The sequence below is a fragment of the Thalassobacillus pellis genome (genome assembly GCF_016908295.1).
In the GTDB taxonomy this organism is placed as follows: Bacteria; Bacillota; Bacilli; order Bacillales; family Halobacillaceae; genus Thalassobacillus; species Thalassobacillus pellis.
The window spans coordinates 921,298-934,182 of sequence record NZ_JAFBDO010000001.1; the positions used below are offsets into that span (position 1 = coordinate 921,298).

Annotated in this window: 11 protein-coding genes and 1 riboswitch; of the genes, 2 read left to right on the forward strand and 9 right to left on the reverse strand. The window is 42.9% G+C overall.

Annotation, left to right across the window (positions count from 1 at the left end; all coding sequences use genetic code 11):
* Positions 1–2 precede the first annotated feature (2 nt).
* The 5 genes from JOC33_RS04330 to JOC33_RS04350 all read right to left on the reverse strand — a co-directional run bounded on the left by JOC33_RS04330 (position 3) and on the right by JOC33_RS04350 (position 5,140).
* Positions 3–1,436: a PAS domain S-box protein gene (locus tag JOC33_RS04330; protein ID WP_205091189.1), complete on the reverse strand. Its 1,434-nt coding sequence runs from the start codon at positions 1,434–1,436 to the stop codon at positions 3–5.
* 126 nt (positions 1,437–1,562) lie between these two features.
* Complete coding sequence (locus JOC33_RS04335; protein WP_205091190.1) at positions 1,563–2,384, reverse strand: MetQ/NlpA family ABC transporter substrate-binding protein; 822 nt, start codon at positions 2,382–2,384, stop codon at positions 1,563–1,565.
* 20 nt (positions 2,385–2,404) lie between these two features.
* Entirely contained in the window at positions 2,405–3,070 is a 666-nt protein-coding gene (locus tag JOC33_RS04340) for an ABC transporter permease subunit (RefSeq protein ID WP_205091191.1), read from the reverse strand.
* Positions 3,060–4,073 (reverse strand): methionine ABC transporter ATP-binding protein, encoded by a 1,014-nt coding sequence (locus tag JOC33_RS04345; RefSeq protein WP_205091192.1) that lies wholly within the window; start codon positions 4,071–4,073, stop codon positions 3,060–3,062. Before JOC33_RS04345 ends, JOC33_RS04340 begins: the two co-directional genes overlap by 11 nt.
* Positions 4,074–4,152: 79 nt before the next feature.
* Positions 4,153–4,262: riboswitch (SAM riboswitch) on the reverse strand.
* A 95-nt stretch (positions 4,263–4,357) separates the two neighbouring features.
* Positions 4,358–5,140: a carbon-nitrogen family hydrolase gene (locus JOC33_RS04350; RefSeq protein WP_205091193.1), complete on the reverse strand. Its 783-nt coding sequence runs from the start codon at positions 5,138–5,140 to the stop codon at positions 4,358–4,360.
* 113 nt (positions 5,141–5,253) lie between these two features.
* Between JOC33_RS04350 and JOC33_RS04355 the strand changes: the two genes are divergently transcribed.
* On the forward strand, positions 5,254–6,426 hold the full coding sequence (locus JOC33_RS04355) for a pyridoxal phosphate-dependent aminotransferase (RefSeq protein ID WP_205091194.1): 1,173 nt from the start codon (positions 5,254–5,256) through the stop codon (positions 6,424–6,426).
* Positions 6,427–7,004: 578 nt separating this feature from the next.
* Here the strand turns inward: JOC33_RS04355 and JOC33_RS04360 are convergent.
* Together JOC33_RS04360 and JOC33_RS04365 are read right to left on the reverse strand one after the other, a co-directional pair.
* Complete coding sequence (locus tag JOC33_RS04360; protein ID WP_205091196.1) at positions 7,005–8,024, reverse strand: AimR family lysis-lysogeny pheromone receptor; 1,020 nt, start codon at positions 8,022–8,024, stop codon at positions 7,005–7,007.
* A gap of 197 nt (positions 8,025–8,221) precedes the next feature.
* Positions 8,222–9,121 (reverse strand): phosphatase PAP2 family protein, encoded by a 900-nt coding sequence (locus JOC33_RS04365; protein WP_205091198.1) that lies wholly within the window; start codon positions 9,119–9,121, stop codon positions 8,222–8,224.
* A gap of 132 nt (positions 9,122–9,253) precedes the next feature.
* On the opposite strand from JOC33_RS04365, the gene JOC33_RS04370 reads away from it, so the two are divergent.
* Positions 9,254–9,964: a nucleotidyltransferase domain-containing protein gene (locus tag JOC33_RS04370; protein WP_205091200.1), complete on the forward strand. Its 711-nt coding sequence runs from the start codon at positions 9,254–9,256 to the stop codon at positions 9,962–9,964.
* Positions 9,965–10,072: 108 nt separating this feature from the next.
* Here JOC33_RS04370 and JOC33_RS04375 read toward each other — a convergent pair whose 3' ends face one another.
* Together JOC33_RS04375 and nagE are read right to left on the reverse strand one after the other, a co-directional pair.
* Entirely contained in the window at positions 10,073–10,468 is a 396-nt protein-coding gene (locus JOC33_RS04375) for an HIT family protein (RefSeq protein ID WP_205091201.1), read from the reverse strand.
* Positions 10,469–10,751: 283 nt separating this feature from the next.
* Positions 10,752–12,689, reverse strand: a complete 1,938-nt coding sequence (gene nagE / locus JOC33_RS04380; RefSeq protein ID WP_205091202.1) for an N-acetylglucosamine-specific PTS transporter subunit IIBC — start codon at positions 12,687–12,689, stop codon at positions 10,752–10,754.
* Between the last annotated feature and the right edge of the window lie 196 nt (positions 12,690–12,885).

The following is a 12,885-nucleotide window of genomic DNA, read 5'->3' on the forward strand; positions in this document are numbered from 1 at the left end:
TTTCATGTCACAGGCAGCTGAATTTCAACTGTTGTGCCTACGCCTTCACGGCTATCAATATGAAGAGAACCTTTGTGACTGTGAATAATGTTATTGGTAATCATCATTCCAAGTCCTGTTCCCTCCGATTTCGTCGTAAAAAATGGTGTAGTTACTTTCCTTAAAATTTCTCCCGGTATGCCTTCCCCTTCATCAATGAATTGAAGCTGCAGTCCCCTTTTCCCCGTAGTGATTCCGATTCTGAGGGTTCCTCCGTCCGGCATAGCTTCTATGGCATTTTTTATAATATTGATGAACGCCTGCTTCAGTTTATTTTCCATTCCGAAAACCATTGGGAGATCAGCATCTGATGATATTTGGATTGTTACCTTCCGGGTTGTTGCAAACATGTGCATCAGCCTGACCACTTGGCTGACCGTCTGAACAACATCCAACTCTTCCAACTCCTCACAGGATGGACGGGCAAGGGTAAGAAATTCGTTCAGCATTAAATTAATTCGATCAATTTCCGAAAAAATCAGACCTTCATATTTAGAAGCAGGGCCTTCTTCTTTATGAAGCTCTAACAGTTGAATAAACCCCTTCAGAATGGTCAGGGGGTTTTTAATTTCGTGGGCCACACCTGCAGCAAACTCTCCGACTAGATTCATTTTTTCATATTGCTGCAGCAGATAATTACTTTTCATTTCAAATTCTTTTTGTGCCGTGTTATCACGGAATACAACTTGGACCGCTCGCTGATTTTGGAAGTTTATTACTGTACCAGAACTAAGTATATCCATTCTTCTTCCTTCAGGGAGGTTCAATTTTAATTCGATGACACCTTCAGCCTCACCGCTTTCCAAAACTTTAGAGATTAATTCATGAAACCAGTCCCAGTCCTCCTCGTGGATGTAAGCTTTTAATGGTTGTCCAATGAAGTTCTTTTCTGAAACATTCAGCAAATTCATCGCTGCCCGATTGATGTACAGGAATTTCTCATTATTATGTATGACCATTGGGTCTGGTACTTCTGCTACAAGCTGACGATATTCCATTTCACTTTTTTTCAGTTCAGTTTCTTCTTTCTTTCGATCCGTAATGTCCTGAAGTTGGACAATCAAGTAAACGTCCCCATTTTCCTTATATACAGAAACACTCAGGTGTCCCCAGATCACCGTCCCGTCTTTACGGTAATATCGTTTATCCATTGCGTAGAAGTCGTGTTCTCCGAGAATCAGCGACCTGTTGTTATCCCTATTCATTTGATAATCATCCAGATAAGTGACATCTTTAACAGACATGCCAACTAATTCCTCCTCGGAATAACCAAGGATTCGGGCGAAGGATGAGTTAGCCATAAGAAACGTTTCTGTTTTATCCAAAATGGCCATTCCAATAAATGCATGAGAAAAAGCATTCATGAATGCACCTTGTTTAGCAATATTATCCAGCATAGGTAAGCAATCCCCTAAAATATATTTATGTTTACATTATAATACAAATGAGCAGGGAATCCTGTTGTTATTTGAAAAAAAATATGCCCTTCCCGGCTTTCATACCACCAGGCAGGGCATATTTCTTTATTCCATCCATTTCGGTTTACCAAAACCTTTGAATTCTTCATCAATCACTTTTTCAAATTGATCAGCTTTTACAACTTCAATAATATCTTTCGCAAGTTGGCTGTCTTTGTTCTCTGTTTTGACTACGACTCGGTTGCGGTAATCATCAGGCATGTTCTCAAGGGCAAGCGCTTCCTGCAAGTCCATCTTGGCAGCAAGGGCATAGTTTCCTGGAACAGCTGCTAAATCTGTACCTTCTACTGCTCGTGGCAGTTGTCCTGCTTCGATTGGCTGGAACTTAAGATTCTTTTTATTTTCGATGATATCTTTCTCTGATACAGTAAGAGGATTAGCCTCTGGGTCAAGTTTTACTAGTCCTTGATCCTCAAGAATCAAAAAGGCGCGGGCAGCATTCGTCGGATCATTAGGAACAGCGATGCTGGCCCCTTCTTTAATTTGTTCAATAGACGTAAATTTGTTGGAATAGATTCCCATTGGTGCTGTTGGTACAATCACAAGTCCAGAGAGCTTCATACCATGTTGTTTGGCAAAGGTGTCCATATAAATTTTATGCTGGAAAAGATTCGCATCCAGAGCACCCTTGTCTAACGCCATGTTCGGCTGGATATAATCACTGAATTCTACTACTTCCACCGTATAACCTTTTTCTTCAAGACCTGGTTTGATCGCTTTCTTGACCATGTCGCTGTATGGACCGGCGGTAGCCCCAATCCTGATGTTTTTATCTTCTTTTCCTTCCGCACTGGAACCGCCTGAGCCGCATGCTGCCAGCAGAGAGATGCTTGAGATAATAACAAGAAATAATAGAATATTCTTCATAGCTAGTTTCCTCCTAGTAGTTAACGTTTATCGACTAATTTAGCGAAGCGATCGCCCGCTAATTGCAGTATTTGTACAAATAAAATCAGAACAATGACCGTAGTGACCATAATCGTATTATCATAACGGTAATATCCGAAACGGATGGCCAGGTCTCCAATGCCTCCGCCGCCGACGACTCCCGCCATGGCCGAATAGGCAACCAGGCTGATAGCTGTCAGCGTCAATCCCTGAATAATGCTTGGCTTTGCCTCAGGGAGAAGCACGTCTTTAATGATCATCCACGGAGAAGCTCCGACAGCAACAGATGCTTCGATAACCCCTTTATCGATTTCCCTTAAGGAGGTTTCGACGATCCTTGCGAAAAAAGGAATGGCAGCTACTGATAAAGATACAGAAGCAGCAGTTGGTCCGATGGTCGTTCCAACGATCCATTGTGTAATAGGTATAAGTGCCACTAATAAAATAATGAATGGAATGGAACGAACCATATTAACGATGAAGCCGACGACTGTTTTGACTGGACCATTTTCTAAAAACAGCCCCTTGTCCGTGACGAATAGAATGACACCGAGCGGCAGACCGATAAGCACTGCAACGCCGAGCGAAATTCCGACCATGTAAAGCGTCTCCAAAAATGCCTGGTTTATTTCCGGCAGTAATTCAATGACATGATCAAGCGACACCTTTCAACACCTCCACCTGCTTCGTCCTTTCCTCAATATATTCAATAGCACGTTTTATTTCGACAGGGTCCCCTTTAAGCTCAAGGACAAATATCCCAAGTGGTATTTCCTGGATGTACTCGATCTTTCCGTGAAGGAAATTGCCCTGGACGGCATATTGCTTTAGCATATCTGAAATGACTCCCTCTCCGGCAGTAGTGCCTTTGAACTGGACCTTGACGAGTGTTCCTTCGACCTTTTCCAGAGCCTGATCCGGGATATCGAATTGAAGAATGCTGGAAGTGAATTCCCTCGTCAGCTCATTTTTAGGATCGGCAAAAATATCGTAGACGGAACCTTGCTCGACAATCTTCCCGTCCTGCATGATCGCCATTCTGTCACAAATTTCTTTGACAACCTCCATCTCATGAGTGATAAGAATGACAGTGATACCTAGCTCACGGTTGATTTTTTTCAGCAAAGCTAAGATCGATTTGGTTGTACTAGGGTCAAGGGCAGAAGTCGCTTCATCGCACAGCAGAACAGAAGGTTCGTTTGCCAACGAACGGGCGATACCGACACGCTGCTTCTGTCCGCCGCTCAGCTGGGATGGGTAAGCATCTTTTTTATCTGATAAGCCCACCATTTGCAACAGTTCGTTCACCCTGGCTTTTCTTTTTTTCTTCGGATAATGGGCGGCCTTTAAAGCGAATCCTATGTTTTCACCAATTGTTTTGGAGCTGATCAAATTAAAATGCTGAAATATCATTCCCATCTTTACACGCGCTTTACGCAGCTCCCGTTCCGGAACCCCCGTCAATTCTTGTCCATTCACTTTGACAGAACCGGATGATGGACGCTCAAGCAAATTGATGCAGCGAAGCAAGGAGCTTTTGCCTGCGCCTGAATAGCCGACAATGCCGAATATTTCGCCTTTGGCAACTGTCAAAGAAACGTTGTCAACAGCTGTAACGAGCTTCTCCTTTGAGTGATATTTCTTAACCAGATTCGTGATTTCAATCATTCTGTTCCCCCTCTTGCAGTAAAATAAATATGCCTCTTTCATTTTGAAAGAGGCATCGAATTAAAAATTAACTTTAATCGACTTATCTCTCAGAATGAATTTCATTCTGTAGGAAGTGGCACCGTTCCTTTTAATAAGGAGGTTGCCGGACGTCATCGGGCCTAATCCCTCAGTCGCTCTTGATAAGTAATTCGAATATGAAATTTTTCGTATGACAATCATCTTACCGATACAGGTTGTAAAAGTCAATATCTTTACAGTTGTAAAAAATATACACTGGACACTCAGCTGTAGCGGTCGGGACGGCGGTCTTCGAATATTGGTATTCGCTTTCGAATTTCGGTTACTTCGTCAAGGTCGATTGTTCCTGTCATGATTTCTTCCTGATCCGACGCTTCTGCAACAATTTCTCCCCATGGATCGATTATCATCGAATGTCCTGCAAAGGTATTTTTCGGATCAGCGCCAATACAGTTACAGGCAATCACATAGCATTGATTCTCAATAGCCCTTGCCTGCAGGAGTACACGCCAGTGATTCACCCGTGGTGCAGGCCATTCTGCAACCACAAACAACGCTTTTGCTCCTTTGTGGACAGGCTTGCTCATCCACTCAGGGAAACGAAGGTCGTAGCAGATGAACCCGGCAAGGGAATGACCGTCGAGATGAAAACCGCTTTCGTCCTCTCCCTGCTGAAGATATAAGTGCTCATCCATTAGTTGGAACAGATGCAGTTTGCTGTATTGATGGACCAGCTCCCCTTCACGATTGATGACAAGCAGGGTATTTCTGACACCATCCTCATGCTCACTTGCAACGGAGCCGCCAACTAAATGAATATCATGTTTTTTGGCCAGTTTTTGTAAAAAGTTCACTGTTTTTTCAGCATTTTTATCAGCAATTTCATCCAGACGTGTCAAGTCATAGCCTGTCGTCCACATCTCAGGTAATACGACAAGATCTGCCTGTTCCGCTGCTTTCGCAATTTTTTCTTCTGCTTTCTTATAATTTGTTTCTGGATCCCCATATGCGACATCCATTTGGATACATGCAACTTTCCAACTCAAAAATAGCCCTCCTCTATTATTTACGGTACTTTACAAACATTATTTTTCGTTATAACATTTTAAACTATAAATTGAAAGAAGTGTTAGAAAATTTGTAAATAAAGGGTGGCTTTATGAAAACATACGAACATTCCGATATGCTGAAGCAATTACCGGATCAGTTTTTTGCAATTCTTGCGGAACGCGTGCAAAAAGCAATTGCTGCCGGACATGATGTGATCAATCTCGGACAGGGAAGCCCTGACAAACCAGCCCCTTCCCATGTGATAGACCGGCTGAAAACAGCCGCCGAGGAAGACTCCAATCACCGCTACCCGCCATTTCGCGGAAAGCAGAACCTTTTGGAAGCTATTGCAGAATTTTACGACCGTGAATACGGTGTCGAAATCGATCCAAATACAGAAGTAGCTATTTTATTTGGCGCAAAGGCAGGTTTGGTCGAATTGCCCCAGTGCCTGATGAATCCCGGTGATATCATGCTTGTTCCTGATCCCGGTTATCCAGATTACTGGTCAGGTCCGGCGATTGCCAACGTCGATATGCACCCGATGCCGCTACGCCCGGAAAACGGTTTCTTGCCAGATTATAAAGAAATCCCTGAAGACGTTCTTAAAGCCTCTAAGCTGATGATATTAAATTACCCAAACAACCCGACAGGAGCGATGGCATCACCTGAATTCTTCCAGGATACCATTAAATTTGCTGAACAGCATGATCTTTGTGTTGCCCACGATTTCGCATATGGGGCAATCGGATTCGACGGGAACAAACCGGAAAGCTTCCTTCAGCAGCCTGGCGCGAAGGAGGTCGGCGTGGAGATTTACACCATGTCAAAAACCTATAATATGGCTGGATGGCGGATTGCGTTTGCTGTGGGTAACCCGTCCGTAATTGAAGCGATCAACATTATTCAGGATCACTACTACTGCAGTGTATTCGGCGCTGTCCAGGACGCTGCCGCTGAAGCACTCACTTCCTCCCAGAAAGGTGTCGATGAGCTTGTAGACCTGTATGAGGAACGACGGGAAGCACTAATAAAAGGGGCACACGCAATTGGCTGGGATGTCGATGCGCCAGAAGGGTCATTTTTCGCGTGGCTGAAAGTTCCGGAAGGGTATACATCTGAATCCTTTTCCGACCTTCTCCTGGAAGAAGCCAAAGTTCTTGTTGCCCCGGGCATCGGGTTTGGTAAACATGGGGAAGGTTACGTGAGGGTTGGTCTTGTTACAGAACAATCTCGTATTGAAGAAGCACTGGACAGAATTAAACAGCTGCATATATTTTAATAGCAAAATCGCGAAGCTTCCTGCCCCTCCGACATGTTAAGCCCTGCCTCAACGTGGCGTTCTTTATCACAGAGAGGATAAGTACGGAGGCTAATGTAAAATGGAAGATTTAGAAACGGTCTGTTTTTTTAAGAACTGTCTGTAGGGATTTTTATGTCCCTGCAGACAGTTTTGTCTATATTTTCATGGGATTCGTAATTCTCAATTCGTTAATAATTAGTTATTATGCAGTAATTTCATAGTATAAGTTAAGAAAGTAAATTTCTTTTGTACATTTGATTCTGTGATGAGCGATAGGCGATGACGCCTGCGGGAACAGCACGAGCTGAAGAGCCACTTGGTCAAGCGACTTTCTTGACCAAGTTAGCTGAAGTCGTGCCCGCAAGCATTCGCCGGCAAGCGATTCGGGAGAATCAACAACAAGTTTAAAGAGCTCCTTTCGATTATAAAGGGCTTTTTCAGAAGCTTTGGGGTAAGCGCTGGGAAGCTCAAGAGCGCTGCAAAAGGTAACCCACAACCATCCATTTTTATAATCAATACTATAGTAAAAGGCCTCCCAGCAGAAAGGGAGACCTTTTTTAACGCAAATATTTTTTATAATGCATCGGCAGCTTTGCAAAAAATTGGTCACAGTATTCTTTACGGAAACGGAAATGTGCTCTATTTAATGCAAAACTGTCATTACGAGCTACACCAAGATAGCATTCCTGAAAAGGCGTCAATGTTTCAAATGTCGAAAAAATCCTCTCTGCCTCCAGGTAATTTCCGGCAGCAACAGCTAAATGCCCGCTCTCCGTGACATTCCTGGTCGTAACATTTTCTGTCTTGCAATGATAAGCAGCAATAAATGGGAAAACGTTTTCTTTTATGACATGGTAAAGCCGTGACAACTGGTGCTCTTCCGCTAGTTCAAGCCCAGCCATTACATGTGACATTGCCGCATCATACCCGTTAAATACATCACACAGAGCAAGATCCCGGTAAACCCCACATTGGCGGTCGTAGGACAAAGCAGAATGTAAAATGCGGTAGGCATACTTCTTAGCAACAACAGGCATATCCGCTTTCCAATAATACTGGAACAGTACCTCATCGAGTCGGAGCTGAAAATAATATTTTACCAGGGGTCTTCGTATCCAATACAGCAAATCTTGTATTTCCTCGACATATTTATTCATTATGGCAAATTGACAGCAGTCATGATAACCATAGACCAGCAAAAATAAACGCAGGCCTTGAAGATGGGGATCCTGATATCTAAGTCTTTCAATTTTATGTAATTGTTTGATAGACAGCCTTTTATTGAACATCCGGTCACACAGTAATCCGTATAGTTGTTTATAGGAATTTTTCATAGATGCTTCTTCCAGCAACATTCTCATATCTGCTCTATACCCATTCATATAAAGGAATTCCAGAGCGATGGGCACTTCCTTTTTAGCCCTCAGATGCTGCATACAATAGTCCCTGGTCCGATCCGCAGCTATTTTCCGCGGTAATTCCCTAAGGAGTTGATGATAAATAGTATATATGCTTGAAGGGTCTTCCATCTGAATCCTGTCCAGCCGGCTTGGCTCAATAATCTGATAATCTGGCATAATTTCATCAAACACCTTTTTGAATTTATTTTCGTTATAGTTATAAAATCGTGGTGTCTTTTGTTTATTATCGACATATTTTGATAAAAGTTTATGTCGATTTCCATAAACAAATAGTAATGTTATTTATTGGCAGCGCTTCCATTAATATATAATTATAAAAGAGGATCAATACTGCATTTGATCCTCTTCTGCAATTACAAAAACAATCGAGGTTCAGGTATGCTTGATATTGAATTTGAACGGGGCTCCTCAACGTCTTCGATTAAAAGGGACCCACAGCTTTGATCAAATTCAAACGGTACAGCTTGTTCATATGGCGGGGGAGCAAGCTCAGCCTTTCGGTACTTTCTGTAAGGAGTATCGACCGGCAGTCTGTCAGACCCTTTTTCCGTTCGCAGCTGCTCCACTACAATCCTACCTATTTGCCGGCCCAATCTCAACCCCTGTTCATTATCAATCGGAAAATGTACACCCGCGTATAGGCGGGATTTGGCATCCTCCTCAGCAAGCTGTTGGATACGTCTTCTTTCAGCAGGAAAAAAATAGCTTAAAATTATTTCTGCAGCCCCAGACACAGTGGCATGGCCAGATGGATAGGATGGATGCTTCGGTGTACATATCACAGTAGCCAGATGCTCATCCAATTGATTCGGCCGGGGCACAAGCCATTTATACTTCAAATACCATGTCACCACAAGCGCGTCATTAATCCCGGTAAACAATGCACCGAGAATCCGTCCGGCCCTTGGCGCTTCCACTTTATAGGTATCAATTAGACGGTCAGCAATCGGAGCCCATTGTTTAGATGGAGGGCCGGAACCCCAATATCGTGCAATTACTTTCTTTTTATCCGTTAAATTTCCTAGAACTCGCTGTACTGTTTGCAACTGGTCATACCACTGGATTTTCTCAGGATATCGAATGTCAAAATCTACTATTCTTCCATCCAACGTCACAAAGTTTCCATTCTGATCATGTTTCAGGAAATATGTTTCCCACTTTCCAGCAGAGGGTTCAATACCTGAGGATGGAGGCCGCTTTTCCCCAGCATAGGAAAGCTCATTCCAGAGCGGGTATTTATTATTCTTTGTCATACTTTCACCTCATTTTTCTTTATCCTATGCTGATTTTCCTGCAAAGGCTGCAAAGAATGGATAAATAACCAATAAATGAACGCCGATCCTAAATAGAGCATAGAATAATTGGATGAGAGGAGCGGAACTGATATGAAACCAGCAATAAAATCCGTTGCCGAGAGATTCATAGCGGAGCATTTTCCTGAAGCAGAACTGGTGTTTATCGGCGGTAGTCATGTATGGGGGAAACCTACTCATGAATCCGATATTGATTTAGTCATTATTGATGAAAATCAGCATTCTTCTGGATTGTCCTGTCACAAATTCGAAGGCTGGAAGATCGAGGCTTTCCGTTATCATCCTTCCTCCCTCCCCATCCACTTCGAAGCAGCCAAATATAAAGGAATTGCAACACTAATAAAAATTTGCGCGGATGGATATTTACTGCTCGGTGATTCTGAAAAAGGAGAAGAGCTGAGAAGGGAAGCCGCAAACATTTATGAACATGGACCCTCCCCCTGGGGAGAAAAACAAGTGGATCAGGCCAGATACTTGATTACCGATTTGTTATCTGACTTTCAAGCTTCAGAAGATCCTCAAGAAGACATTTATATTGTGAACGAAATTTTAAACGAAATGACACAATTGATACTTAGAGCAAACAAAGAATGGATAGGCTGGGGTAAATGGAATGGCAGAAGGCTTTGGGAGAGCTTTCCACATATATCGGAATCTCTGACGCAAAGTTACCGCCAATATTTTCAAAAGGATGATAAAGCCCCTTTCATTGCAGCTGTTAAAGATCAGCTGGCTATGTTTGGCGGAGAGATATTTGCCGGATATAAAGAGGATTATTTATAATCTAAGACTGAATCCTGAACGTATGATTCAGTCTTATTTTCCAGTAAGCATAATAAGAACAATAGTGCTCATAGACAATTATCAGAAAGGCTTTAATAAAAATTATCTTCAGGCTTTTGCTCTTTTGTTCTCAGGCTGTTTTAACCAGTAACGGATCCCCTTGTATGCATGTGGCTCATCGGCAAAGCGCGGGATGACATGAAGGTGTGCATGGGGGATCGACTGGCCGCCTGCCTCTCCTGTATTCCAGCCGACACTGTAACCGTCCGGCTGGTAGACATCTCCCAATAATTCCTTTGCTCTTAGCAAGAGCTCCCGGGTATCCCTCCACTCTTTCTCGGTCAATTCGAACACATTTTCACGGTGAGTTTTAGGGATGATCAACCCGCTCCCTTCAAGGATTTTCTGCTCTGACTTTTTTTTTATATAATAGCATGTTTCGTTTTGTACAACGATCGTCTGATCGCCATCTTCCACAATGTTACAAAAAATGCATTCTTTCAAATATAATCCTCCTCCAGAGTTGTTGGCGGCATTCTACTTATCAACATAAAGAACGTTTGATGGCTAATATGGCTAATAAGTGAAGGTATTCATTGGCGTGATGAATCCAATTCGCCTTGTTCTCTCTTTGTTCCAACTACAGTATTTTCTTCTCGCAACCTTAAATCTCCTCCATACATTTTTCATTTACCCTCTTAAACTCCTCATCCTGTACCAGCCTTTACCGTTATATAGTTATAACAAAAAGAGCGGTTGTCCGACTTAGACAACCGCTCTTTATCATTTATTTAACATCAAGTATATTTTCCTGACTCGCTTTCACCAGCCCAGATTGTTTTACAGTGATTACTTCACCATTAGACAGGTTAGTAAAAACTACTGGCGTTATTGCAGAAGGGGCATTTGCTTTTAAATAATCCAAATTCACCTGCATCAATGGATCTCCTTTTTCCACTTTCTCTCCTTCAGACACCAATACTTCAAAACATTTTCCCTCCAGTTTCACGGTGTCTAAACCAATATGGACGAGAACTTCATGTCCACTTTCCATTCGCAGCCCGATAGCATGCTTCGTTGGGAAAATATTGATGACTTCTCCGTTGACAGGAGCAACAAATTGTCCATCCTCCGGTTCGACGGCAAATCCCTCTCCCATCATTTTTTGTGCAAAAACCTGATCAGGTACCTCTGTAAGGTCCAGCAATTTACCGTTTACAGGTGAAACTATTCCTTCTGCGTGTAAGCGCGGGATTGTTTCGACACCTTCAGATGATGGCTGAGGTGACGATCCTTCAGGATGGTCCATGTTATTACTGTCCATCCTCTTTCTCATAGCATCGGCAAGAAAATCGACAGTTGTACCAACGATCACCTGCAGATTCGTCTTGCTGAGTTTCATGACACCACTCGCCCCTTGCTTCTTCAGGGCATTTTCATTTACAGCATTTATGTCGTTAACTTGGAGGCGGAGTCTCGTTGCACAATAGTCGAGTGAGGTAATATTCTCAGGTCCGCCGAGTGCTGTCAGATAGTGATAAGCTTTGGTGTCATAATTTTTTCCGCTTTTACCACCTTCAGGCTTACCAATTTGCTGGCTTTCTTCAGCATAATCTTCATCTTCCTCTTCACGTCCAGGAGTTTTTAAATCCAGCTTGACGATCAAGAAGTAAAAAACCACGAAATAAATTATTCCAAAAGCAATCCCTTGTACAAAGAGCAGCAGCGGTTTTTCTGCAATTCCGAAGTTCAATACATAATCTATGAAACCTGCTGAAAAGCCAAATCCATGTCTGATATCCAGCCATAAGGAGACAATCATGGACAATCCGGTCAAAAATGCATGTACAACGTACAACAATGGAGATAAGAACATGAATGAAAATTCAATTGGTTCCGTTACCCCTGTTAAAAAGGATGTAAAAGCAATACTGAATAACATTCCACCTACAGCGGCACGACGATGCTTTTTAGCCGCCGCATACATAGCAAGACATGCTGCCGGCAGACCAAACATCATAATCGGGAAGAAGCCTGCCAGGAACCGTCCAGCAGAAGGATCTCCTTGTAAGAAACGATTGATTTCGCCGCGTACGGCTTCATCTGCACCAGGCGGCATATAAGAACCGAAGTCAAACCATACCATAAAGTTAATGACATGGTGCAGACCGATTGGAATCAGCAGACGATTGAAAAATCCGTACGAGCCGACGCCAAGTGCTCCGGCACCAAGAATCCATTCCCCTAATGCATTGATTGCATCCTGGATAGGCGGCCAAATAAATCCGAACACCCCGGAGATAAGAACCATCACAACGGAAGTGATGATAGGAACAAACCGTTTGCCTCCAAAGAAAGCCAGCCATTCTGGAAGTTGAATCTGATAAAAGCGGTTATATAACTGTCCGGCTACAATACCTGCTAACAGGCCGCCAAACACACTCATATCCAATTCATCCCCAAAAGAACTGAGCCCTCCCTTGAGTACAAGATAAGCGACAGCACCCGATAACGCTGCGGCACCGCTGCCATCTTTTGAAAATCCCATCGCCACACCTATGGCAAAGATTATTGGCAGATTGGTTAATATGCCGTTACCAGCTGCTGCGACAAATGCAATATCCAGCATATCCTCTGCGCCAAGGCGTACCAATAAGGCTGCTGCCGGCAGCATTGCAATCGGGAACATCAATGATTTACCGATTCTTTGTAAAAAAGCTAACATTCTTTCTCCTCCTAATAAATAATTATGGAAACGCTTTATTGGCATTATACCATCAACTCATATAGAGGTATAGACCACACAAACAGGAAATATTTATAAATATACCCGCAACTTGCAAACAAATGGTTGGAACAAGGTTTTTTTGATAATACGTGCGAAATATACTTGCTTATAGAGCTTACCCAGGAGCAGCGAA